Source organism: Roseibium sp. (assembly GCF_965232425.1).
GTDB lineage: Bacteria > Pseudomonadota > Alphaproteobacteria > Rhizobiales > Stappiaceae > Roseibium.
The window spans coordinates 1,095,902-1,119,233 of record NZ_OZ246971.1 but is presented as its reverse complement, the minus strand read 5'-3'; the positions used below and the strand labels follow the sequence as shown (position 1 = coordinate 1,119,233).

Here is a 23,332-nt window from a genome sequence, read left to right as displayed (position 1 = left end):
AACGCGCGAGATCCGACGGCGGGCACATGGCAGACACTTGCGTCATCTTCGATCTGGACGGAACGCTCGTCGACAGCGAGATCCTGTGCAACCAGGCCTTTGTCGATCTTCTGCCGGAACTGGGCGAAACGGCAGAGCAGTTGATGCGCCGCTACCGCGGCATCAAGCTCGACCTGACCCTGGCTGATCTGGAAGAACGGATCGGCAGGACACTTCCGGAAACGTTCGAGGTGACCTACCGCGAACGTGTGGCACAGCTGTTCGATGAAAGGCTGCAGCCGGTGCCCGGTGCCGCTGCCATGCTGGAGAGCCTGAACCGGCCCAGATGCATCGCCTCCAGCGGGCCGCCGCAGAAAATCGCCCATTCGCTGAAGGTGAGCGGCCTGGCTTCGCATTTCGGACCGAACACCTTCAGCTCCTATGTCGTCGGCATCTGGAAACCCGAGCCAGGCCTCTTTCTGCACGCGGCCCGCAGCATGGGATACGCACCTGAGGCCTGCATCGTCGTGGAAGACAGTGACGTCGGTGTTCAGGCTGCGAAGGCGGCCCGAATGACGGTGCTGCGTTACGACCCGCATTCGGCCGCAACGTCTGACGACGGGTCGATCGTCTTCAGCGAGATGTCCCGATTGAAGGGAATGATCGAAGGATTGGAAGCGGAATAGGCAAGATAGGCTTCTGTCAATACCCGAGACCGGTACCGCTCCTTACAAGAAACCACCCGCGTGATCCCTCACGCGGATGGACCTACTGATACCGGAGGCGCTGTCCAGCGCCGCGCTTCGGCGTTTGCTGGCGCCTCAGTCCAACTTGCGAAGGCGTTTGACGAGGGACGAGGTGTCCCAGCGGCCGCCGCCCATTTTCTGAACGTCCTTGTAGAACTGGTCAACGAGAGCGGTCACAGGCAGGCTGGCGCCGTTTTCATTGGCAGTGGCGAGACAGATGCCGAGGTCCTTGCGCATCCAGTCGACGGCGAAACCGTGATCGAAGTGATCGTCGAGCATGGTCTCATAGCGGTTGACCATCTGCCAGCTGCCGGCGGCGCCCCCGCCGATCAGGTCGATGACCGCGCGCCCGTCAAGCCCTGCCTTTTCGGCAAAGTGCAGGCCTTCCGACAGCCCCTGGACGAGACCGGCGATGCAGATCTGGTTGACCATCTTGGTCAGCTGACCGGCACCGCTTTCCCCGAGCCTGACGCATTTCTTGGCATAGGCGTCGATGAAGGGTTCGGCCGCGTCATAGGCCGCCTGGTCTCCGCCGCACATGACCACGAGCTGGCCATTTTCAGCGCCTGCCTGCCCGCCGGAAACCGGTGCGTCGACAAAGGAGATGCCGCGGGCTTTGGCAACGTCGTAAAGCTCGCGCGTGACCTTGGCCGAAACGGTGGTGTGGTCGACGAAGATCGAGCCGGACGCCATGTCCTTGAACGCGCCGTCGTCTCCGAGGCAGATTGAGCGCAGGTCGTCATCATTGCCGACACAGGCCATCACGAAGGCGGCACCGGCCGCCGCCTCGCGCGGGGTAGCCGCGAAACCGCCGCCAAATTCGGCCGCCCATTTTTCCGCCTTTGCCGTTGTGCGGTTGTAGACCGTCACATCGTGACCGGCCTTTTGCAGGTATCCGGCCATCGGGTAGCCCATGACGCCAAGCCCAAGAAATGCAACCTTTGCCATTGAAAGTCCTCGTTGTTCAAACCTGTGTCTCGTGATGGCCGGCCTTTCGAAAGGGTCCCGCCGTCCGTTGCGGGACGCCGTGTGACATTGCGCCTGCGGGAATGCCGGTCTTGTTCAAATTGACTTAAAGGTGTTAGCGCGCCCGTGCAACCGGGGTAGCGGTGGACCTGACGCGGATTTTATGCCGCCCTGTCGAATGCCGCGTTCCTTCGCCGCCGAAACGGCGTAGACTGTAAACGGCGGCATCGCCGCGAACGATTTGAGGAAGGGTCGGCGGTTTGAGCGGCAAGGGTGAGGACAGAACGGGCGGGCTGATGCGGCTGCTGCGGATTTCCGCCGTGGCACTGGTGACGATCCTGGTCGCCGGTCTGGCCGGTGCCTATGCGGTTGCGACCCTGGACCTTTATTCCTCCGTGCGCCAGGAGCAGGCTGCTCAGGTCCTGACCCGGATTTTCGACCGCCCGGTGGAGGTGCGCGGGCAGGTCGTGCTCACGCCAGGCCGTCGTCTCGGCGTGAAGATCGAGGACACCTACATCGAGAGATCATCCGGTTCCGCCAAGGGAGAGGGGCGCGTCTTCGACACCGTGGAATTCGACGCACCCTATGGTCTTTTGCGCGGTGACGTGTCCGGTATCCGAAACTTCCGCATGAGCGGTGCGGATATCGAATACCGCGCCGATCCGTCCGGCGAACGCCGGCAGACCTGGTCGTTCGAACTGCTGTCGATCCTCCTCAACAATCCTATCTTCGACAATCTCGAACTGACCGATGTCGAGTTCCGCTTCATCGACGAGTCAGACGGCTGGAACGAGGTTTTCAGGATCGAGACTTTCAAGCTGGTGACAACCGACACATCGCCGTCGACGGAAGTCAGTATCGAGGCAGCCGTCAACGGCACGCCCCTGAGTGTTTCGGGTGTGGTGCCCTCGTCGGTCTGGGTGCGCGACAACAACGGCCGCGGACCGTTCGACCTGACGCTCGCCTTTCCTGGTCTCGAGAGCCGTCTGAGCGGCACGGTCGACACCTCGGCGAAGGTCGCGCGCATCGACGGCGACCTGTCGGCAACATCCGGCTCGGTGACGGAGTTGCTGGCGTCGCTCGGCCTTGAAAGCGCAGTCGAAGGCAAGGCAACGCTGGCATGGCAGTCGAGCGGCCCGATCGACGGCTTCGACATTGCCGGGCTGACCTTCGATTTCGACGGCGACGACGGCGATGTCATCCATGTTCAGGGAACGGTCTCGGACGTGTTTCGGGGATCTGTCTTTGACCTGGACTTCACGTCGACACTTGCACAGCCCGAAGCGGCCTCGAGCTCCTCGCTTTCGATCAACCTGAAGGAGATTTCCGGACGGGTCAGCGGACCGGTGGAGGCGCTTTCCATCGACCGGACGATCGTGACGACGAACGCCGTGTTGCTGGAATTCGACGAGATCGGGCCCATCTCGGTCGGGCGCATCATCAAGGGCGACGGCAACCGGATCGGCCTAAAGGACATAACCATCCTCGACGGGCCGGAAGGCGCGCCATACTTGGTCATGAAGGGTGACGTCGAGGACATCCTGGCACTCAAGGGTGTCTCGCTGTCAGGCACATTCGAGCTGCCGACAGCCGTTCTGCTCAACCGGCCCGCAGGCGACGCGCCGGGTCTCGGCACGGTCAGGGGAACGGTGGTTGTCGGGGAGACCTCCGGGGCGCTCGGGCTTGAGGAGCTGCGCGGCAAAACGGCTGGAACGGACCTCATGGACCTGGGCTTTGCCCTCGCGATCCGGGAATTCCGCGTGCTAAACGAACTGGAATTCTCGACCGAACTGACCTTGCCGAAGCCGGAAGCGGCGCTGGCCGAACTCGGCATCCAGACCGACAGGACCTTTCCCGAAATTCGTTTCTCCGGCTCCAGCGGACTCTCCTCGGATGGAGCCAACTTCACGGGAGATCTGGTCTCCGGCGCAACGCAGGTGAATGCGGACCTTCAGATCGGCCCGGCGGAGACAGACGGCAAATGGATGCTGACCGGAGCGATCTCGTCGCAGGAGATGGACTTTATCGATCTGGCCGCACTCTCCGACTTCGCGCAGTTGAGCGTGACCGGCGAGGAAAACGGCCCTGACATAGAGCTGACCAAGGAGTTCGACGCCGCCCTGAGTGCGCGTGTCGAACTGGACGTGAAGAAGATCGTCTCGGGCAAGAAACACGCCGGCAACCTGACCGGAACCCTGGAATATGACGCCGATCACCTCAAGCTGGCCGGGCTGAAGCTCGACTATATCGGCGGCACGGTCAGCGGCGATTTCGGCGTCGATCTCGGCAAGGAGAGCCACCCGGCCCACGCCCACGGGCGCATGGAGAAATTTCCGCTCAGGAGCCTGATGCGCGAGATTGGCCTGACGGCGCCGATTTCCAGCACCGTTTATGCCAGCTTCGATGTCACCGGCAATGCCCGCTCCGAGGCAGGCTTTCTGAAGACGCTGTCCGGCAACGTGTCGGCGTCGCTCTGGGGCGGAACACTGCCGAACCGGCTGCTGGATCTGACCGGGCTGAACGTCTTCACCTGGCTGGTGACCAGCAACAAGGACCACACCAGCAAGCTCGTCTGCGCGGTGCTGCCGCTGCATTTCAGGAACGGCGTCGCGACGTCGAAGCGCATGATCGTTGAAACGGAAAATGTCCAGCTTGTCGGTGCGGGCACCGTGAACCTGAGATCCGGCGCGCTGGATCTTTCCTTTGCGCCCCGCGCCAAGCGCAAGCAGCTTGTCGAAATCGTCTCGCCGTTCGAGGTTCACGGCACGCTCGGCAAGCCTGATGTCACCGTCAAGGATGCCGGGCCGGGCAGGGCCATCGGCGAGGTCGTGTCGCTGCCGCTCAACCTCGTCAGCCACATTTTCAGGGGCTCGGGTCCGATCGACGAAAAGGCACGCCCCTGCACCCTGCCGAAAAACTCCGGTCCCAAGTAGTCTTTCCGGCCGAAGGGCCCCAGCCCAAACGGCAACGGAAATCTTCGCTTTTTCAGCCGCGCGTGGCCTGCCGCTCCGGCAAACGGAAAAGATCGGCGTGGACCTTGTCAGGATTGACACCCTGACAATCGCTCTTGGATGTGTGACGCTCGGCTTGTCTAAGGCATTGGGAACGAAGCGTAATCTTATAACATATTGCGGTCGACGGGTCATCGCGCTGGAGAGAAATACATGCGTTTTGGAAGCTTGATCACCTTGACGGCGGCACTTCTGGTGAGTGCGTCCACGTTCACGTTCGCACAGAACCCGAGGGCAAACCCGTCGACCGACTTTGCCCTGATCAACGGCCAGATCCACACGATGGACGAAAACGGCACGGTGGCCGAGGCGATCGCCATCGAAGGCGACGAGATCGTCTATGTCGGCGACGCGGCAGGTCTCGGCGACGTCATCGGCCTCGGCACGGAAGTGATCGATCTGGAGGGCAGGATGGTGCTGCCCGGTTTCGTTGACGGGCATATTCATGCCGCCGCCGGTGGCCTGATCATGCTCGGTGTCGATTTGCAGACCGATGACAAGGATGAACTCTTCGCGCGCATCCGGGAACAAGTGCAGAGCAACGATGACGACCTGATCCTAGGATATGGCGTGCGCTTCAACCCGTGGACGGATGGCAACCCGACGGCGGCCATGCTGGACGAGATCGAATCCGACCGTCCGATGTTCTTCTGGGCCATTGACGGACACGCGGCCTGGGTCAACTCCAAGGCCCTGGAAATGGCCAAGATCGACAAGGACACGCCGGACACGGTGCCCGGATTTGCGTTTTTCGAGCGTGACGACGAGGGCAATCCGACGGGCTGGATCGTCGAGGTTCCAGCACAGCTTCAGGTTCTGTCCGCGCTGCTCGATATCGAACCGTCGTTCATCGCCGAAGGTGTCGAAATGTGGATGGGCCGGTTTGCTGCATCCGGTATCACCGCTGTGCACGATCACGGCATTCAGGGCCTCGGACAGGACGAAGGGTTCCAGATGCTGCAGGAGTTCGAACGGGAGGGCAAGCTGCCCATTCGGGTCGTGGGATCCTGGTACTGGAACGATCCGTCGATCGATCCGATCCCGGGCACAATGGAGCTGCGTGAGAACTACAATTCCGAGCTTGTTAAGGCCAAGTATCTCAAGATCAACATGGACGGTGGGGACGACAAGTGGACTGCCCTGATGGTCGATCCTTATGTTGACGAACCCGACAACATTCCGAACCCCATCATCCCCTACGACATCATGGAAGATGCGGTCATTCGCGCCGATGCCGCCGGGATCGACGTGACATGCCACTGTTTCGGCGATCTCGCAGTCCGGAAAGTGCTCGATGCAATCGAAGCCGCGATCGAAGCCAACCCTCCGCGAGACCGGCATCACAAGATCACGCACGGGGTCTACATTCACCCGGACGACTTCGAAAGGTTTGGTGAGCTGGGCGTGACTTACGATTCGTCAGGAGCGTGGATGAGTCTGGACCCGCTGATGCAAACGATCGCAAACAGCCGTGTCGGTGAAGAGCGAAGGGACAACGCATTTCCGGCCGCGAACGTCATTGCCGCCGGCGGTTCGTTCTCGCTTGGGTCGGACTGGCCGGTTTCGGGCTATGTTTCCGAGTACCGCCCGCTTTCGAGTATTGAGGCCGCTGTCCTGCGTCAGCTTGACGGCCGCAAGGATGTACCGCCTCTTGGTGGCGAGAGCGCGCGGTTGACACTTGATCAAGCCCTTCGAGCCCACACGATCAACGCGGCGCACGGCATGGGCATGGCCGACGACATTGGCAGCCTGGAAGTCGGCAAGAAAGCCGATCTCGTGGTGCTGAACGAGAACCTTCTCGACATAGATCCGAACGACATTTCAGAGGTCGACGTGCTTTACACCATGATGGGTGGCCGGCTCACCCATGACAGCACGGCAGACTAGGGGAGGCCGGGTATGCGTATTCTTCTGGCAGCTCTTGTTCTTGTGACCGGCACGTCGGCCGGTTTCGCCTGTGGCAATCCGCTGCTCTGGGCGATGTTGTTCGCCAAGGTACCGGAGGCCAGGGTCGTCTACGAGGCCGAACTCGCCGCACGCGGGAACGGCCTGATCACGGCCAGGGTCTACGACGCCAGGCCCGGCGAGGCCTATCATGTCTGGTCCAAGGCCTGGATCATGGATCTGGCGAAGGAAATGAAACCGACCGTGGAAAGCAGGCTGGAGCCGGGGCAGTCCCTGACCATCCTGCTCGCGGACGAGGTTGCCGTCATTCGTTTCAGCCGCGAGTCTGGCGTGGAATTCGTTCCGGCTGCCGGTCTCCGCCAGATCGAGCGCTATGATCTGATCACCAGCGTCAATGCCCTGAAAGGCGTCTGGCGGGACGGTCTGAGCTTTGACGAAATGCTTTCGTTCGACCTAGCCAGGACACAGCAGCACGCGAGTGACCAGGCTCTGAAAGTCTTCTTCTGAAGGGGGCAGATCGCTTCACGGGTGAGCCTATTTTCAAAAACATACATGGGGGGAAACATGCTCAAGAATGCCCACATCAGAACCGCGCTGCCGGCCCTGGCCGCAACCTGTGCCCTGTTGCTGTCCACGGCGGTATCGGCGCAGTATTTCGGCCACGAATATGAGGGCACGCAGGCGCCGATCCGGGAGGGCGAACAGCCTGTTGTGCCGCTCGACACCGAGGACCCGACCTACAATGCCTGGCGCACGCCGCTGCCCAGTTACGAGGGTGAGAAAGAGGGCCGCACGCCGGGTCTGGTGGACCCGGCGCGGTTCTACGGCCAGGGATACGCCCAACTGCCGACTTTCCTGCACCAGCCGCTGGCGTTCACGCCCGAGGATCTCGCCGCCGCAGACGTCGATGTCGCGATCATGGGCGCCTTCACCGACATGGGCAGCGGCGCACGCGGCGCATCGCGCGGCCCGAACGCGGTGCGCAATTCATCGATCTATCTCGGCTACGGCGCACGCCAGCCGCATATGCATGTCATGGTCGATCCGCTCCAGGACATGACCGTCGTGGACTACGGCAACGCGCCGAACGACATGATGAGCACGGAACGCACCATTCACGCAGTGCGCTCCTTCGTGCGCCAGGTCGCGGAAGTTCAGCGCGCAGACGGCAGCCGCGTGATCCCCTTCATCATCGGCGGCGATCATTCGCTGATGTATCCCGATGTCGCAGCGCTGACCGATGTCTACGGCAAAGGCAATGTCGGCGTGGTGCATTTCGACGCCCACTACGACGCCGGCAAATACGGCTTCGGCCACCTCATCAATCATGGCATGCCCGTCTATCGCCTGATCGAGGAAGGGCTTGTTGACGGGCGCAATTTCATCCAGGTGGCCCTGCGCGGCTATTACCCGGATGAGAAGGCCTTCGAATGGATGCGCGAGAATGGCTTTCGCTATCACACCATGGCTGAGATCGAGCGCCGGGGCTTCGACGCGGTCATGGAGGACGTGATCGAGGAGGCCAATGACGGGCCGGAATACATCTTCGTTTCGTTCGACATCGACACGCTCGATCCGGCCTTCGTGCCGGGAACGGGAACGCCGGAGCCCGGCGGACTGATGCCGCGCGAGGTCTTTCCGATCATCCGCCGCCTCTGCGCGGAATCGAACGTGGTCGGTTTCGAACTGGTGGAACTTGCGCCGCTGATGGACCCGACCTATGTCTCCGCCCTCAATGCCAACCGGGTAATCCGCGAGTGTCTGACCGGCATTGCCATGCGCAAGCAGGGATTGACCGATCCGCACTACCTGAGCCCGCTGACGGTCACCCATGGCCAGGACAAGAACTGACCGGCTGGTTGCCGGCGCCCTTGTTGCTACGGCGCTCTTGACCGGGGCCGCCGCGGCGGACCCGGTGACGGTCAGCTGGGCGGATCTGCGCGCAAACCGGCCTGACGCCTGTGCCGCGTTTCTCAACAACTACCTGAACCAGCCGAAATGCGCGCAGCAGGCGGGCTCGGCGCGATTGCTGTCGCGCCGCTACGAAACCTGCGCGCCGGGCACCGACAGCCTGGACGGCCGCGCGGTCCGGATCGCCGGATACGCCCACCCGCTGGAATTCGAATTCAGGGATGTAAAGACCTTCCTGCTGATCCCGCCGCTGCGTCAGGACTGCAACCATCCGCCGCCGCCCCTGCCGGACCAGGTGATCGCCGTCGAGTTTCCGGACGGGCTGGATGTCACCGCGGATCCCATCTGGGTGACCGGCGTGCTGCGGCTTCAGCAAAGCAAGACTCATCTGGCAACGACCGCCTACACGCTTCAGGCCAAAACCGTCACACGGGCGACCATCCCGGATGTGTCCGGCGGCGACTGAGGCCTGTTGGCGCGCTGGTCGCCTCTGGCTGACGGTGCCTCACGAGACCTTCAATTGGCCCCGAGACACCGTCTCCTTTGGATATTCGTGAAAGAGTTCTGCATACCGCCGCGCCGTTCGGCCGGCATTGGTGAAGCCGAATTCGGCCATCGTGTCTGCAATCCGTTGGCCTCTGCGACCGTCGGACTGAAGGTGTCTTCTGAGCGCATGAAGACGAAGAAGTTCCATATATCGGGTCGGGCTCATCCCGATCTGGGTTTCGAATGCCCGGTAGAGTTGACGCTCCGAAATTCCGATCCGGCTCGCGAGTTCGGTGTTGGTCACCTGATTTGTCATGCCGGTCTTGCGCAGGTTTTCTTCACACAGGAGCAGGACCTCGAAGTCCGACATTTCAAGCCGGATGTCTTCATCGGCTTGGCCTACAGCCATTGCCGGAAAGAGCATCTCGCGCAAGATCCGCAGTAGGGCGTTCCGATGAAACAAGGCGTTCCGCGCAAGGGCTTGATTTTGCTGTGAGGCGACGAGGTCAAGGCAGTATCGGACGAGCCTTTGGCGCGGCCTGGCGGCAATTTTCACATGCCCGTTTTTCAACTCGCTCCAGCCGAGGTCACGCATGAGCTGCTCGCTGACATCGATGTAAACCGCCTGCATGTGGGCACCGGTGACAAAATGCTGCTCCTCTCCCGTTCCCTGCACCACGATGTCTTCCTGAGACATTTCCCGGCCGCGCCACCGGATCTCGCCGGAACTTTGCAACGGAATGAAAATCGCCGTGACGGGGATATGGGGATATTCGCACCAGCGCAGTGAGCGCGTGTGCCTGTCGATGAAGACTTTGAGACCGGGAAGCGTGACCGACAGGCCTTTGTACCCGAAACGGCCCGCCTGCATCTGGGTGATCGTGTGCGTCCAGCCGTCGAAGAGATCGCTGTAGTCCTCGACATCTTCGCACGCAAGTCTCTTGATGAAAGGGTGGATTTCCAAACCGTCTCCCCAGGAACGCAAGCTTCTCTCATTCTTGCGGAAAGAATATCCCGGACGCGGCCAAATGCAACGGTGAGTGTCGTTTCCACCGAGTGCTGGCACGTCTGATTTTTCAAACAAACGACGTGATTTGAAGCGATGGCAAAAATGACAAGACTTTCCCCGCCTGGTTCTTTGGTGCTGCACTGCCAGCCGGGCAAAACTTCGAGGGCGTTTTTGAACACTTTCTTGCGCAAGTAACATTTAGAGAAATTAAAACAACAAGTTATGTGGAGATCAGTTCCCGCTCGCGTTTTGGCAGGATTTGTCCTTTCGGCAGGTTCCTTGGCCTTTGTAACTTGTCCGGGAAAGGCCGGCAGGCGGATAATTTCAACCAGAACGCTGCATCAACTTATGACTTGGAACCGGTGAAACGCATGATCAGAACTTTGTCTCCAACACTCTTGTCGCTCTTGCTTGCCTGCTCCGCGTCCGTCGCGGCCGCGCAGACCGCGGACATGGTCTTCACCAATGCGAGCGTGCTCACGATGAACGACGACAACCCGACCGCCGAGGCGGTCGCGGTGACCGGCAATCAGATCACCTATGTGGGCGATGCCGCGGGCGCCGAAGCGCTGGTTGGGGACAACACGGAGGTTTTCGATCTTGGCGGCGACACGCTTCTGCCCGGATTTGTCTCAGGGCACGATCACATCGTCGCTTCGGGGTGGACGTCTCGCGGCGTCAGCTTGATGGGAATTGAATCTCTTGAAGACGCCAAGGCCGCAGTCAAAGAGTATGCGGACGCCAACCCTGATGAGGAATTGATCCTGGGCTTCGGGTTCAATCAGGTCAGCTATGGCGGTTGGCCGACCAAGGAGGACCTTGACGAGGTCGTTCCGGACCGCCCCGTGTTCATTCTTGACTTTACCATCCACGATGTCTGGATGAACTCCAAAGCGTTTGAAGTCGGCGAGGTTTCTCCTGATGAAGAGGACCAGGTGCCGGGCGTGATGTTCTGGCAGCGCGATGCAGAGGGGAACCAGACAGGGATTGGAATTGAATTCCAATGGGCTTCGGCCTTCCGTGCGGCCGGTGCTTGGGATCCTGCAGGCGAGATTCCGGATATTCAGCGCGATCTTTATGCACAGTCGGTCAAGACCGGGATCACTGCCGTGCATGTGCCCCTTCTGGCGATGCCGACCGTCACTGACCTGCCTCTGGTCAAGGAGGACGAAAAACTCGCGCTCGCGCATTTGCACGAACTCGAAAAAGCTGGCGACCTGACCATCCGCACGTTCGTTGCCACGGGCTTCAAGGACCCGACGGCCAATGCCGAAGACATCGTCTCGCATACGCTCGAACTTCGGGAGCAATACGATAGCGACATGCTGCGTGTCTGGGGGATCAAGATCCACCCGGAAGGCAACTGGAGTTCCAAAACAGCGTGGATGCTTGCCGACTACGCAGACGGCTCGAACACCCGGGGCGCTGCTGCCATCGAAGGGCCGATGATCACCTCTGTCTATCTGGAGGCAAACAAAAATGGCTTGCCGGTCGGCACTCATGTGGATGGCTCGCAGACGGTCCGTAACACCGTGAATGCAATCCTCACGTCCCGTGGTGCGGGCTACGACGTTCCCAACAACCTGCTGCATCATTATTTCTGGGTGTCGGATGAAGACCATCAGGCCGTGATCGACAATGAGATCATGGTGAACACGACACCGCTCTTTCACGTCGATTGGGAATCGCAGGATGTGAACGCATTGGACCTGCTGGGCCGGGCTCGCGTCGAAGCGACTTATGGGCGGTATTCGTCCTTGATGGCGCTTGATCACAACGTGTCATTGTCCGCAGACGTGCCGTCTTCGCCGATCGACCTGATTGCCCCGTTGCTGAACGTCGAAATCGCGATGACGCTCCAGGACCCGATGAATCCCGACAGCAAACCGTTCCCGCTGTCGCGGAAGCCCGCCACGCTCATGCAGTCGTTGAAGGGCGTGACGATCTATCCGGCCGCGCAGCAGGACATGCAGGACAAGATCGGCTCAATTGAAGTCGGCAAATACGCTGACCTCGTCGTGCTCGACACGGACATCACCACCGTTGCACCGCGCGATATTTCCGACATCAAGGTCCTTGGAACAGTCATGGACGGCCGCTTCACGCATCGAGAAGGGCTTTGAAGACCAAACGCCGGAGGACATGGCAGCCCGGTGGAAGAGGGGGAGGTATGGGTCTTCGATTTTTGACGGTATGCGCCACGGTTTTCTGGCTTGCGGGGGGTGGTAGCACGGCAGCCATGGCAGATGTTGCCTTCCTGGTCATCCTGAAGGTGTCGCAGGCCAACCAGGTCGCCTTCGATGTACTGGCGCAGAAGATGCTTGATGCTTCCAGAGTTGATGACGGATTGCTGATCTACGAGTTCGCCAGAACAGGCGAGACGGTCTACGGCTATGAGCGCTACACCGACGATGCCGCCCATGAACGGCACCAGGCCCTGATCGAACCGTTTTTGCCGGAACTGATGGAACTCGCAGAGTTTGAAAAAATCGTCACGTTGACAGACGTTAGCGAGTCCAGTCGCCCCGGATTTGAAGCCATGGGCGCGGAAATCGGAACGCCGATTGGCGGCATAGCGCAGGGAAGGCTGGGAGACTGACGTGAGCGTTCTTCGGGGATACGACGTAATGAAACCTGTTGTCTTGATTGGTGCGATGGTGTTCTCGGGCCTTCTGACGCCATTCGCAATGGCCGAAGACTGTGATGCGGAGTGCCAGGCGCTCCGCAATGCGCAGGATCCGCTGGCGGATGTCCGGGCGATCATGACCGATAACACCATCGCCTTTGGAACCGCGGATGAACAGACCGGTTACGGCTTCCAGATCCAGCCGGTCTATTCGATCCCGACGGAAAACGGTTTCAATTTCATCGCGCGGGGCGTCATTCCGGTGGTCGGCGTCCACAACGGCGCGGCCTTTCCGAAACTCGGACCGGACCAGATCGGCGGCACCGGCTATACCTGGGGCATTTCCGACATAGTCCTTCAGGGCTTCATCGTCCCGCAGATCGAAAACGCACCGATCAAATTCGGTTTCGGCCCTCAAGTGTCGCTGCGCAGCCGCACCGATGATGCGGTCGGTGGTCCGGGCTGGGGCGGGGGGCTTGCCGCCGTCGCCTTTGGGTTCGCCGGAAATCTCTCCTATGGCGGTATCGTCGGCCACCATTGGGGCGAAGACAATTTCAACCTGACGACACTTCAACCGATCGTCTTCTACAACACCGATTTCCTGGGCGGCTCCTATATCGGCTACAACAATTCCATCACCTACAACTGGACGGCAAACGCCGGCGACCGCTGGCAGGTGCCGGTCGGCCTGACAGTCGGCAAGACCTTCCTTCTGGACGGCGGGTTCGCCGTTGATGCCAATCTCGGCGGATACGCCCTTGCCGCGCATCCGAACGGCGGCGCGGACGCACAGGTCAAGTTCGGCGTGTCGGTGTTCTTTCCTTGAGTGCGAAACGGAGAAGCAAGATGTCCCGGATATCCGTCTTTGTGCTTTCCTGTTTCACGGCAGCCCTGCTTTCTGCACCGGGTGTCGCGGTCGAAACCGGATCCTTGAGAGAAAGGGCCGCGACGCCTCAAGCGGCTGCCGGTTCGCTTCCCTTTGCCAGATCCATGGCAACCGCAGCACCCGCTGCGACGGACGGCAACACGATTGCCTGGACCGACCTGCGGCCGGTCGCGAAGTCGCTTGAGGCACCGTTTGCCTCCCTTCCGGAGCCGCTTCTGGAAGCCATGCGCACGCATGTCCGGTGGAGAACGTCAAAGCGCAGTGCCCGCTCGGACGAAGCCTTCATCGCGGAACACAACGCGGCAATCACGTTGCTCGAAGCGAATGACATTGATGTTGAAGGATTGATGCGCGAACGCCGGAAGATCATCGCCCGCAACGGACGCATTGCACGTGGGGCGAATCCGGACATCCTGGGAGCCACTATCCGCTTGCCGGGTTACGTGGTGCCTCTGGCTTTCAATGACCAGGCGGTCACGGAATTCCTGTTCGTGCCCGTCGCGGGAGCGTGTGTCCACACACCGACACCGGCCCCGAACCAGATCGTCCATGTGAGCTACCCGGAAGGGATAGCCTTTTCATCGATCTTCGATGCCTTCTGGATCGAGGGGGAACTGGCCGCAGAAAATACCAAGAGCGATGTTCTTTTTTATGACGGTGCGGCAACCGGTGTACAAGCGAGCTATGCGCTCAACGCTGTTAGGGTCGAATCTTTCGTCAATTGACCGGAATGGACGTGATTGTGGCCGTGGGGACGGGCAGCACGACCGGTGCAGCGTTCGGATTGGTGAAAGTGCCGATTGAAGGCAGGTTCCCGTCAAGCGAGACCGCAAGAAGACAACAAAAAAGGGAGTGAAAAATGAGACGGGACAAGTATCAAACCATGGTCCTGAAGGGGTTGGTGTCGGGATGCCTGGTTTTGTCGATTGTGTCTCCTCTTTCTGCCGCGGAAGACAATCCTTACGCAACGGCTGACGAGCTTGGCCTCATGGAAGGGTTTCCCCCATCTCCGGACAAACAGGTCACCAAGGAAAACGCCCTTCTTACCCCTCCTTTCAACCGGTGGTCCTACCAGCACATGCGCATGATCTATCCGTCAGCGCCGATCGGCTCTGCCCAGTATCCCGTGCATCTTGACCGCAGGATCAACGGCTCCATCGACGCGGTTGATGTGAAGCATCCCGAGACCGGTGAAATGCTGAGCATGGCCGATGCGCTGGAGCAGAGTTTCACGGACGCAATTCTCGTCATCGAGGGGAACAAGGTCGTCTACGAACGGTATTTCAACGGCATGAATGCCGACCAGCCGCATCAGATGATGTCGGTCACCAAGTCCTTCGGAGGCCTTCTCGGTCTGATGGCGGTCGAAGCCGGCAAACTTTCCGAAGACGATCCGGTTACCGAGCATGTCCCGGAACTGAAGGCGTCCGGGGCCTTCGGCGAGGCAACCTTTGGCCAGGTTCTGGACATGACCAACTCCATGGATTTCACCGAGGACTATGCCGATCCGCAGTCGGGCGTGCGCAAATACGGGGCCACACTTGGCTGGACCGAGCCGCTGCCTGATATCGAGTATGAGTCCAATCTCTATGACTATCTCGTGACCTTGCCGATCGACAAGGACCACGCACACGGCGAGATTTTCCACTACCAGACACCGAAGACCGACGTGGTGAACTGGGTTACCAACCGTGTGAATGGTCAGTCTTTCCAGGACGCGATGTATGAGCAACTCTGGTCGAAGCTAGGGACGGAAGGGGAGACTTATGTTCTTCTCGACAAGAACGCGACGCTGGTTGCCGGTGGCGGCCTGAACGCGACTCCGAACAACCTCGCCCGCTTCGCAACGATGATGATCAATGATGGCGTTTTCAATGGCCAGCAAGTCGTCGCAAGGAGCGTCATCGAAAAACTGGCTGCGGGTGGCGATCTCGACGCCTTTGCAAACGGACCGGATGCCGACAGCAACCATCCAGGCGGTGAGTGGAGCTACCGGGCGCAATGGTGGGTGAAGCATACGCCAGGCAAGGAAGCCTTCACGGCGATCGGTATTCACGGTCAGTGGATTTATCTCGACATCAACAATGACATTGCGATTGTCAAACTGTCCTCTCAGCCTGCGTCAAACGGCGACCCTTATGACGGCCTCCATCTCAACACGTTCTATGCAATCATAGCGCACCTTGTGGAGTGATACGTGTTGGCCGAGAGTTGCTCACGGCGGATGAAGATGAAATGGCCTTTGGCATTGGGGATGGGTGAAACGAAGGTGCAGGCAGTTGCGCTCGCGGCAGCGCTCAGCGTGCTTGCTGCCACGAACGGGTTTGCCCAAGCCGTGGTCCCGGACGACGACGGCTTTCGCAGCGCGGATGACATTCCCAACATTATCGAAAGCGCCAACACACCGAAGGAAAGCCGGCTTGACCCGCCGGTCTCGCAGAGCTTCATGGAGCGGTGGGGCGCTTTCAAGAAGAGCCTCGACGATGCCGCCGGAATCAAGTTTTCCATCGCCTACACCCAGGTGCTGCAGGCCGCGTCCAGCGACAGCCGATGGCAGACCGGGTCCGGGGCGCAGGCGGAGTTCGATTTTACCTGGGAGCTGTTCGGGCGTGGTGGCACTGGGCCGAAGGGCCTGATCGGCGGCAAGTTCGAGACCCGGTTCAATCTTCTGAACGCCACCGCACCTCAGTCGGTCGCACCGGCTGCCGGGTCGATCTGGTCGGGCGCCATCGGCTATGGCGAACAGGATCCGTCCCTGTCGCAACTCTGGTACGAGCAGCACCTGGTCCGGGACAGGGTCCTGCTGCGCTTCGGCAAGATCGCGCCGTTCACCGTGTTCGACTATTACAAGTACAAGAGCCCGCGCGTCGCCTTTCTCGGCCAGCCACAGAATTTCAATCCGACGATCCCATTCCCGCCGTCTGCCCTCGGCTTCGGTGCTGCAGCACGGCTGACCAATGGCGGCTATGTCGTCGGCGGCGTGTTCGACGCCAACGGTTCGCCCATCCGGCCCGGCTTCGACACGCTTTTCGAAGACGGCGAACTCTTTTCCATCGCCGAGGTCGGCTGGGCTCCGGATTTCGTCTTCGGCCTGGAGCCGGGCAAGGACTTCCGGCCCGGAAATGACGACTACCACCTGACAGTCTGGCATTCCGACGCCCGTGAGAAGATCGGCCGTCCGGAGGGCTGGGGCTTTACCGCTTCTGCGCAAAAGGGCTTCGGCAATGTCGTGCCTTATGCCCGTTACGGCTATTCGAACGGCGGCGCGACCACCCTCAAGCAGTTCGCGAGCATCGGCGCCGGTTTCGAAAATGTCTTCGGCTACGACGCGGACGTCATCGGCATCGGCGTCAGCTGGGGAGATCCGTGGAACGCGGCGCTTGATAATCAATATGCGGTGGAGGCGTTCTACCGCATGCAGCTGACGCCGCAATTCGCGCTGACACCGGACGTTCAGGTCATCGTCGATCCGGCGACGGACCCGGCAAGCGATTTGCTGGGCGTGTTTTCGCTGCGAGGAAGAATCGCGTTGTGATTCATAGATACCCGCAGCGTTGCCAGTGTTGCGGGAACAGCATTAACCCGCTTTCAGGCCGCGCACTTCGGAGGCGCGGGCGCCGGGGGTGACGCCGAACCAGCGCTTGTAGGCGCGGATGAAGGCGGGGGAATCCGAGTAGCCCAGCAGGTAGGCGATTTCCGGCAGGGAGAGATCGCTCTTGTGCAGGTACTCTTCGGAAAGGTTGCGCCTGACATCTTCGAGCACTTCTGAAAACGTGGTGCCTTCGTCGGCAAGCCGCCGGGCGAAGGTCCGCTCGGTCATGCCCAGCTTGGCCGACACCGTGCCCGCGGAACTCTGGCCGCGCGGCAATCCGTCGATCACGTGAAACTCGACATTGGCAAGAAACGACTTGGGGGCCGAGCGCCGCTCTTCCAGCATCCGGTCGGCGACATTGGACATGAGCGCCAGCAGATCCTTGTCGGAATGCACCAGCGGTGTCGTGAGATCCGAGGCGTGAAACACGATCCCGTGCATGTCGCTGCCGAAAAAGATCGGGCAGCCGAAAAAGAGCTTCATCTCCGCAGGCGCTTCGGTGCGCTGGTGGTGAAAATGGATCTCGGCCGGTCTGAGGATCCTGCCGGTTCCATAGCGGTAGTTCGACACGATCGCGGCCATGCCCGCCTCATTGGCCTGCCGTTTGAAATAGGAACTGCGATCCACCTCCTGGTAGGAGAGTTTCGCGGTGGTCTCGGTCTTGGCGAGCGAGAGCCGGTAGCTGTCGACGAAGATGTTGACGTATTTGACGTGGTTCTGGATGGCCTGTTCCAGCGTTGCCGCCGAGATGCCGAGATAGGCGATCACCCCGAACGTGCCGGTGGGCGTTGCCTTGCCGACATCGAAACCGAACAGGTCGTCATCAAGATACTTGGCCGCCTGTTCCAGAAACGCATCGGATTTCTTGAGCGGGACCCGGCGGTCGAAGCCTTCGAGGTCCCCAGGGTTCAGCCCGGCCGCCTCAAGTGCGTCGGCGTGATCCGCGCCGCGGCTTTCCATCACCTTCACGGCGGCCCTGATCAATGCGGCGTCGACTTCGGCTTCGCTCAAAATGGCCTCCCCCAGGCTATTTGGCACGAAATGACAGCATATTGGCTGGCGCTGACAATCGGAAGCGCGATTGCGCACCCAAATAACAATTGTACAGACGGTATTGATAAAACAAAGAAATTCCGCACGATAAAAACCGTCGGTAAATTATAAGGTCGTCGCGGAAAGATTGCCTACTCTGGCTATACGGTTGTTCGTCGCGCTTGTTCTGCCCCCCCCATCGGCCGCGACGAACGGGCTGTGGTTCCCGGCCACGGCCGGCCGTGAGCCTCATTGACCGCGCTTCGGCGCGGTCTTTTTGTTTTTGCGGCTCGAAAACCTCTCTTCCGTGCCATGTCGCCGGTCAAAGGCAAAAGATTCTCGTTGTACTGCGCTCTGGACGGCACTAGCGTGGTGATTATCGGTTCGCGGCACATGTGGCTGCCGGCCTGTTCATCTTCCACTCAGCCAGTTCACAAGAGGCGTTTCATGGCGCAGTTGCCGAATTCTCTCGAAGCCCGCGATATCGCTGTTCAACTTCATTCCTATGCCGACGCCCGGCGTCAGGAGGACACCGGATCGCTCGTCATCGACAAGGGCGAGGGGATCTACGTGGAAGACATCAACGGCAAGCGCTACATCGAGGGCATGGCAGGTCTCTGGAGCGTTGCCGTCGGGTTCGGCGAAAAGCGGCTGGTGGAGGCCGCGACCCGCCAGATGGAAAAGCTGCCCTACTATCACACCTTCACCTACAAGACCCACGGTCCCTCCATCGAGCTTGCCGAAAAGCTGATCGAGATGGCGCCGGTGCCCATGTCCAAGGTCTATTTCACCAATTCGGGTTCGGAAGCCAACGACACCGCGGTCAAGCTGATCTGGTACCGCTCCAACGCCCTCGGTCAGCCGGAGCGCAAGAAGATCATCTCGCGCATGCGCGGCTATCACGGCGTGACGGTTGCCTCCGCCAGCCTGACCGGGCTGCCGAACAATCACCGGTCCTTTGACCTGCCGCTGCCGCAGATCCTGCACACGACCAGCCCGCATTATCGCACGATGAAACAAGACGGCGAGAGCGAGGCAGCGTTCGCACAACGCTGCGCGCAGGACCTGGAAGACCTGATCCTTGCCGAAGGACCGGAGACCATCGCGGCCTTCTTTGCCGAACCCGTCATGGGCGCCGGCGGCGTCGTGGTGCCGCCCGAAGGCTACTGGGAAGCGGTCCAGCCGATCCTGAAGAAATACGGCATCCTCTTCGTTGCCGACGAGGTGATCTGCGGGTTCGGGCGCACGGGCAACATGTTCGGCACCGAGACCTTCAACCTGCAGCCGGACATGATGACGCTGTCGAAGGCACTCTCGTCCTCCTACCAGCCGATCTCCGCGCTTCTGATCAACGACACCGTCTATGAACCGATTGCCGACGAATCCCATCGCATCGGCGTACTGGGGCACGGCTATACCGGCAGCGGCCATCCGGTCGCGGCGGCCGTTGCCCTGGAAAACCTGAAAATCATCGAGGAGCGCGACCTGGTCGGACACGTAAAGACCATCGCACCGACATTCCAGGCGCGGCTCAAGGGTCTCGGTGAGAACCCGCTTGTTGTCGAGACGCGGGGCATCGGTCTGATCGGTGCGGCGGAACTGCATCATCCGGCCCATTCCGACACGCCGGGTTCCCTCGGTGCGGCAGCCAATGTGATCTTCCACGAAAACGGCCTGATTTCGCGGGCGATGCTGGATGCCATGGCGTTCTGTCCGCCGCTGATCATCACAGAGCAGCAGGTGCACGAGATGTTCGACATTGCCGAGCAGAGCCTGAAGAAAGTGGCCGACGCCCTATGACCGGCTGGTCGGTCGTCGGCACCATCAGCGGGACGTCCGCAGACGGCATCGATCTGGCGGAAATCAGCACGGACGGAGATACGATCGACCGCTTCGGTCCGTCGGAGACAACCGGGTACCGGCCGGCAACGCGCGAACGCGTCCTGGAAGCCGCCGGACTGAAGGGCGAGGGCCGCCAGCACTGGCCGCAGATCGCGCGGAATGTAACCGAGGACCATGTCGCCGCCATTCGCGCCTTCATCGGCCGGCATGCGCTCACGCCGGACGCGATCGTGTTTCATGGGCAGACGGTCTGGCATGACCCGAAAGCCGGTGAAACCATCCAGCTCGGCGATCCGCAGGCGCTGGCGGATGACCTTCGCCTGCCGGTCATCGGCGACGTGCGTCTCGCGGATATGGAAGCAGGCGGCGAGGGCGCGCCGCTTGTGCCGGTCTATCACCGGGCACTTGCCAAGACGCTGGTCGGCACGGACCGCGAACCGCTCTGCTTTCTCAACATAGGCGGTGTTTCCAACCTGACCTTCATCGACGGCGAGGACCTGCTCGCCTTCGATATCGGTCCCGGCAACGCGCTCCTTGACGACTGGGTGAGACGGCATGGCGCGGGTGATTTCGATGCCGAAGGGGCAATTGCAGCCAAGGGCGCGGTGGATGAAGCGCGTTTGACCGAGGCCTTGAAACACCCGTTCCTGTCCGAACTCGGACCGAAGTCGCTGGACCGCTACAGCTTTTCAGGCAGCTTTGTCGACGGCATGGGGCTCGAGGACGGGGCGGCGACGCTCATGACCTTCACTGCCGAGGTGATCGCGAAGGCCGAAGGCCTGCTGCCCCGCAAGCCGCGCCTCTGGCTCGTCTGCGGCGGCGGCAGACTGAACCCGGTTCTGATGCAGGCTCTGCGAGACCGTCTTTCCGGGGACGTCGTGTCTGCCGATGATTTCAGGATCGACGGGGACGCGCTTGAAGCACAGGCGATGGCCTTTCTGGGCGCGCGGCTGACGGCGGGTTTGCCGACGACATTTCCGGAAACGACGGGTGCAAGCCAACCTGTCGTCGGCGGCAAGATCTTTCGTCCCGGGACGTGACCGCAAAGGCGCGTAAACCTGCCGCGTTCTGCCGGGCCGTCAGGCGCCGAGTCCGATCGCCCGGTTGACCTTCCGGCCCGCATTCACGGCCAGATAGGTCGGATAGGGTGCGCGCTGGCTGACGTCGATATCCCGCTTCAGCCACTCCCGGTCTTCCAGGAGACACAGGGACTGGGAGAGCGCCCGGTCCGTGATCTGTCCGAGCCCCGACTTGATCGCCGAAAACCGTGTCGGGGTTTCGGTAAGGGCAAGGATCGGGACCGCCCAGCTTCGTTTCAGAATCGAAAATGCGTCCTCGTCCGGCACGCTTTTGAGGATCCGGCTTGCCATCGCAGCCACGACGGCACCTTCCGCGGTCAGGCGGAATTCCGGCCGCAAGGGATGCCCGTGGCCCGGGTTCCTCTCGATCATCTTGAGCCGGATCAGATGCTCGAGGCTGTTGGCGAATGATGTGCGGCTTGCGCCCGTTGCCGCGACCAGCGGTGCCTGCCGTCCCGGGACGCCGTCATTCAGAAGCGCCAGGATCTTCAGCGACCAGGCTTTGGATGTGAGCTTGACAAGCAGGTCTAATTCCATAAAGTATATTTAATATATTTTTGCTACATAGGAAAGTGTCATGCCCATCGTTTCTCTGGAAAACACAATCACTTTGGCCCTCTCGGTGCGCGACAGGCATGCCAGCGCGAAGTGGTATGCGGACAATCTCGGTTTCGAACTTCTCTATCATGCGGACGAAGCCGGCTGGAGCGAACTGCAGACCCTGACAGAAGGGGTCACGCTGGGGCTTGGGGAACAGGTCGAACCGGCACCCGGCAACATGGTTCCGGTATTCGGCATTGCCGACATCTCGTCCGCACGCGCCGCCCTGGAGAAGGCAGGCGTGAAATTCGACGGCGACACGGAGACCATTGAAGGCATGGTCAGCACTGCAACCTTCTATGACCCGGACGGCAACGCACTCATGCTCGCGCAGGATCTTTCGAAGTAAACGCCTGTGACATCAGTATAGTGTCTCGTTTTACGCTGAAAAATCGTAGTCATGAAATATAGGAGTTCTGTATTTCCTTATTTTGATGAATTTATCCGTAATTCAGAGCGCTATTACTGAAATTTAATTAGGAAATACAGAAATCGGAATCAAATAAGTCTCCAAGATGTTTCTTTGATCTGAAAAGGCAAGGGGTGTCTGTCCAAAGACTGAAACAGACTGGAGGTTGAACATGTCTTTCACGAAAGTATTCACCAGTGCCGCGACGGCGATGTGTCTTCTCGCCGGAACGGCCCTTTCCGCTAGCGCGGCAACGCTGATGGTCGGCAACAAATACGCCGGAACCGTCAGCTTCATCGACCTGGATACGGGGCAGGAGATGCAACGGCCGATCGCGGGCGGCTCGCCTCATGAACTGGCCGTGTCTCCGGACGGCGACAAGGTCGTGGTCGTGTCCTATCTCGAAGACGGTTACATCGGCCGCGAACTCAATGTGTTCGACGTCGCGACGGGTGGGCACCTGAAGACAATCGACATATCGCCCCATATGGCGCCGCACGGCATTGCCTGGCTTGGCGACAGCGACAGCGTGATCGTGACCACCGAGGAAACAAGGGACGTGATCACCGTCGATGTGGTGAAAGGCGAGGTGACGGGACAAGCGGAAACCGGGCTGATCGGCTCGCATTTGCTGGCCATGTCACCGGATGACGATATCGCGTTCGTCACCAGCCGGGGGTCCGACAAGGTCTCGGTGATCGACGTGAAGACGATGGAGACCGTGACCACCGTGAAAGCGGATACCGGTCCGGAAGCCGTTGATGTCAGCCCGGATGGAAAATCCCTTTGGGTCGGCAACAACCAGTCAGAGACCATCATCGTGTTCGACACGGATACGATGGAGCGCCGGCACGTGATCGAGACCGGTTTCCTGCCGATCCGGGTGAAATTCAATCCTGCCGGCACGCTGGCCGCCGTTGCCGACCTGAACGGAGACCGGGTTGTCGTCTATGATGGCGAGAGCCTGAAGGTGAAAGCCGAAATCGACCTTGCACCCCATGGTGCGCATGGACCCGCGTCCCTGTTGTTCTCTCCGGACGGCACGTCGTTGTTCACCGGTGCCCAGGACGGCGCTCGGGTCGCTGAAATCGATACCGCGTCCTGGACCGTATCGCGGGTGTTCGAAACGGATGCAGGGGCGGACGGACTTGCCTTCAGTGATCTGAAAGTCGGTGTCTGACACCCGCGCGAGGGAAGGGGGAATACTTCCTTCCCCGCACTCTCCCTTGCTTAAATCCTGTCTTGACGCTAAC

Annotated in this window: 20 protein-coding genes; 16 read left to right on the top strand and 4 right to left on the bottom strand. The window is 60.4% G+C overall.

What is annotated here, in order from left to right:
* Positions 1–26 precede the first annotated feature (26 nt).
* Entirely contained in the window at positions 27–665 is a 639-nt protein-coding gene (locus ACO08A_RS05155) for an HAD-IA family hydrolase (protein ID WP_422040128.1), read from the top strand.
* Between the two features lie 135 nt (positions 666–800).
* Here the strand turns inward: ACO08A_RS05155 and ACO08A_RS05150 are convergent, their stop codons facing one another.
* Complete coding sequence (locus ACO08A_RS05150) at positions 801–1,673, bottom strand: NAD(P)-dependent oxidoreductase (protein ID WP_422040127.1); 873 nt, start codon at positions 1,671–1,673, stop codon at positions 801–803.
* Positions 1,674–1,951: 278 nt separating this feature from the next.
* On the opposite strand from ACO08A_RS05150, the gene ACO08A_RS05145 reads away from it, so the two are divergent.
* From ACO08A_RS05145 to ACO08A_RS05125, 5 genes are all read left to right on the top strand, one after another.
* The gene (locus ACO08A_RS05145; RefSeq protein WP_422040126.1) at positions 1,952–4,624 is read left to right on the top strand and encodes an AsmA-like C-terminal region-containing protein; all 2,673 of its coding nucleotides are present in this window, start codon (positions 1,952–1,954) and stop codon (positions 4,622–4,624) included.
* Between the two features lie 231 nt (positions 4,625–4,855).
* Positions 4,856–6,589, top strand: a complete 1,734-nt coding sequence (locus ACO08A_RS05140) for an amidohydrolase (RefSeq protein WP_422040125.1) — start codon at positions 4,856–4,858, stop codon at positions 6,587–6,589.
* 12 nt (positions 6,590–6,601) lie between these two features.
* The gene (locus tag ACO08A_RS05135; RefSeq protein WP_422040124.1) at positions 6,602–7,114 is read left to right on the top strand and encodes a hypothetical protein; all 513 of its coding nucleotides are present in this window, start codon (positions 6,602–6,604) and stop codon (positions 7,112–7,114) included.
* A 57-nt stretch (positions 7,115–7,171) separates the two neighbouring features.
* Positions 7,172–8,458 (top strand): agmatinase family protein, encoded by a 1,287-nt coding sequence (locus ACO08A_RS05130; RefSeq protein WP_422040123.1) that lies wholly within the window; start codon positions 7,172–7,174, stop codon positions 8,456–8,458.
* The gene (locus tag ACO08A_RS05125) at positions 8,439–8,984 is read left to right on the top strand and encodes a DUF3299 domain-containing protein (RefSeq protein ID WP_422040122.1); all 546 of its coding nucleotides are present in this window, start codon (positions 8,439–8,441) and stop codon (positions 8,982–8,984) included. Before ACO08A_RS05130 ends, ACO08A_RS05125 begins: the two co-directional genes overlap by 20 nt.
* A 39-nt stretch (positions 8,985–9,023) precedes the next feature.
* Here ACO08A_RS05125 and ACO08A_RS05120 read toward each other — a convergent pair whose 3' ends face one another.
* A complete protein-coding gene (locus ACO08A_RS05120; protein ID WP_422040121.1) occupies positions 9,024–10,211 on the bottom strand; it encodes a helix-turn-helix domain-containing protein in 1,188 nt (395 codons plus the stop codon).
* Positions 10,212–10,384: 173 nt separating this feature from the next.
* On the opposite strand from ACO08A_RS05120, the gene ACO08A_RS05115 reads away from it, so the two are divergent.
* The 6 genes from ACO08A_RS05115 to ACO08A_RS05090 all read left to right on the top strand — a co-directional run bounded on the left by ACO08A_RS05115 (position 10,385) and on the right by ACO08A_RS05090 (position 17,060).
* Positions 10,385–12,136, top strand: a complete 1,752-nt coding sequence (locus ACO08A_RS05115) for an amidohydrolase (protein ID WP_422040120.1) — start codon at positions 10,385–10,387, stop codon at positions 12,134–12,136.
* A 116-nt stretch (positions 12,137–12,252) separates the two neighbouring features.
* Positions 12,253–12,612, top strand: coding sequence for a putative quinol monooxygenase (locus tag ACO08A_RS05110; RefSeq protein WP_422040119.1), 360 nt, complete (start codon positions 12,253–12,255; stop codon positions 12,610–12,612).
* A gap of 28 nt (positions 12,613–12,640) precedes the next feature.
* The gene (locus ACO08A_RS05105; RefSeq protein ID WP_422040118.1) at positions 12,641–13,465 is read left to right on the top strand and encodes a hypothetical protein; all 825 of its coding nucleotides are present in this window, start codon (positions 12,641–12,643) and stop codon (positions 13,463–13,465) included.
* 20 nt (positions 13,466–13,485) lie between these two features.
* A complete protein-coding gene (locus tag ACO08A_RS05100; RefSeq protein ID WP_422040117.1) occupies positions 13,486–14,250 on the top strand; it encodes a DUF3299 domain-containing protein in 765 nt (254 codons plus the stop codon).
* A 134-nt stretch (positions 14,251–14,384) separates the two neighbouring features.
* On the top strand, positions 14,385–15,719 hold the full coding sequence (locus ACO08A_RS05095) for a serine hydrolase domain-containing protein (RefSeq protein WP_422040116.1): 1,335 nt from the start codon (positions 14,385–14,387) through the stop codon (positions 15,717–15,719).
* 36 nt (positions 15,720–15,755) lie between these two features.
* Positions 15,756–17,060: a carbohydrate porin gene (locus tag ACO08A_RS05090; RefSeq protein WP_422040115.1), complete on the top strand. Its 1,305-nt coding sequence runs from the start codon at positions 15,756–15,758 to the stop codon at positions 17,058–17,060.
* Positions 17,061–17,102: 42 nt separating this feature from the next.
* Here ACO08A_RS05090 and ACO08A_RS05085 read toward each other — a convergent pair whose 3' ends face one another.
* The gene (locus tag ACO08A_RS05085) at positions 17,103–18,128 is read right to left on the bottom strand and encodes an AraC family transcriptional regulator (protein ID WP_422040114.1); all 1,026 of its coding nucleotides are present in this window, start codon (positions 18,126–18,128) and stop codon (positions 17,103–17,105) included.
* A gap of 468 nt (positions 18,129–18,596) precedes the next feature.
* On the opposite strand from ACO08A_RS05085, the gene ACO08A_RS05080 reads away from it, so the two are divergent.
* Positions 18,597–19,949, top strand: coding sequence for an aspartate aminotransferase family protein (locus ACO08A_RS05080; protein ID WP_422040113.1), 1,353 nt, complete (start codon positions 18,597–18,599; stop codon positions 19,947–19,949).
* Positions 19,946–21,031 (top strand): anhydro-N-acetylmuramic acid kinase, encoded by a 1,086-nt coding sequence (locus tag ACO08A_RS05075; protein WP_422040112.1) that lies wholly within the window; start codon positions 19,946–19,948, stop codon positions 21,029–21,031. The genes ACO08A_RS05080 and ACO08A_RS05075 overlap by 4 nt, the downstream gene beginning before the upstream one ends.
* Positions 21,032–21,070: 39 nt before the next feature.
* Here ACO08A_RS05075 and ACO08A_RS05070 read toward each other — a convergent pair whose 3' ends face one another.
* The gene (locus tag ACO08A_RS05070) at positions 21,071–21,607 is read right to left on the bottom strand and encodes a winged helix-turn-helix transcriptional regulator (RefSeq protein ID WP_422040111.1); all 537 of its coding nucleotides are present in this window, start codon (positions 21,605–21,607) and stop codon (positions 21,071–21,073) included.
* Between the two features lie 40 nt (positions 21,608–21,647).
* On the opposite strand from ACO08A_RS05070, the gene ACO08A_RS05065 reads away from it, so the two are divergent.
* Both ACO08A_RS05065 and ACO08A_RS05060 read left to right on the top strand, forming a co-directional pair.
* A complete protein-coding gene (locus ACO08A_RS05065; RefSeq protein ID WP_422040110.1) occupies positions 21,648–22,019 on the top strand; it encodes a VOC family protein in 372 nt (123 codons plus the stop codon).
* Between the two features lie 232 nt (positions 22,020–22,251).
* Entirely contained in the window at positions 22,252–23,259 is a 1,008-nt protein-coding gene (locus ACO08A_RS05060) for a beta-propeller fold lactonase family protein (protein ID WP_422040109.1), read from the top strand.
* Positions 23,260–23,332: the final 73 nt, after the last annotated feature.

What these genes read in the sequence shown, in the direction of transcription:
- ACO08A_RS05120 (WP_422040121.1), bottom strand. Translation starts at nt 10,211, where the DNA reads ATGTTACTTGCGCAAGAAAGTGTTCAAAAACGCCCTCGAAGTTTTGCC.
- ACO08A_RS05155 (WP_422040128.1), top strand. Translation starts at nt 27, where the DNA reads ATGGCAGACACTTGCGTCATCTTCGATCTGGACGGAACGCTCGTCGAC.
- ACO08A_RS05130 (WP_422040123.1), top strand. Translation starts at nt 7,172, where the DNA reads ATGCTCAAGAATGCCCACATCAGAACCGCGCTGCCGGCCCTGGCCGCA.
- ACO08A_RS05115 (WP_422040120.1), top strand. Translation starts at nt 10,385, where the DNA reads ATGATCAGAACTTTGTCTCCAACACTCTTGTCGCTCTTGCTTGCCTGC.
- ACO08A_RS05060 (WP_422040109.1), top strand. Translation starts at nt 22,252, where the DNA reads ATGTCTTTCACGAAAGTATTCACCAGTGCCGCGACGGCGATGTGTCTT.
- ACO08A_RS05150 (WP_422040127.1), bottom strand. Translation starts at nt 1,673, where the DNA reads ATGGCAAAGGTTGCATTTCTTGGGCTTGGCGTCATGGGCTACCCGATG.
- ACO08A_RS05075 (WP_422040112.1), top strand. Translation starts at nt 19,946, where the DNA reads ATGACCGGCTGGTCGGTCGTCGGCACCATCAGCGGGACGTCCGCAGAC.
- ACO08A_RS05100 (WP_422040117.1), top strand. Translation starts at nt 13,486, where the DNA reads ATGTCCCGGATATCCGTCTTTGTGCTTTCCTGTTTCACGGCAGCCCTG.
- ACO08A_RS05095 (WP_422040116.1), top strand. Translation starts at nt 14,385, where the DNA reads ATGAGACGGGACAAGTATCAAACCATGGTCCTGAAGGGGTTGGTGTCG.
- ACO08A_RS05090 (WP_422040115.1), top strand. Translation starts at nt 15,756, where the DNA reads ATGAAATGGCCTTTGGCATTGGGGATGGGTGAAACGAAGGTGCAGGCA.
- ACO08A_RS05070 (WP_422040111.1), bottom strand. Translation starts at nt 21,607, where the DNA reads ATGGAATTAGACCTGCTTGTCAAGCTCACATCCAAAGCCTGGTCGCTG.
- ACO08A_RS05105 (WP_422040118.1), top strand. Translation starts at nt 12,641, where the DNA reads ATGAAACCTGTTGTCTTGATTGGTGCGATGGTGTTCTCGGGCCTTCTG.
- ACO08A_RS05135 (WP_422040124.1), top strand. Translation starts at nt 6,602, where the DNA reads ATGCGTATTCTTCTGGCAGCTCTTGTTCTTGTGACCGGCACGTCGGCC.
- ACO08A_RS05080 (WP_422040113.1), top strand. Translation starts at nt 18,597, where the DNA reads ATGGCGCAGTTGCCGAATTCTCTCGAAGCCCGCGATATCGCTGTTCAA.
- ACO08A_RS05110 (WP_422040119.1), top strand. Translation starts at nt 12,253, where the DNA reads ATGGCAGATGTTGCCTTCCTGGTCATCCTGAAGGTGTCGCAGGCCAAC.
- ACO08A_RS05140 (WP_422040125.1), top strand. Translation starts at nt 4,856, where the DNA reads ATGCGTTTTGGAAGCTTGATCACCTTGACGGCGGCACTTCTGGTGAGT.
- ACO08A_RS05125 (WP_422040122.1), top strand. Translation starts at nt 8,439, where the DNA reads ATGGCCAGGACAAGAACTGACCGGCTGGTTGCCGGCGCCCTTGTTGCT.
- ACO08A_RS05065 (WP_422040110.1), top strand. Translation starts at nt 21,648, where the DNA reads ATGCCCATCGTTTCTCTGGAAAACACAATCACTTTGGCCCTCTCGGTG.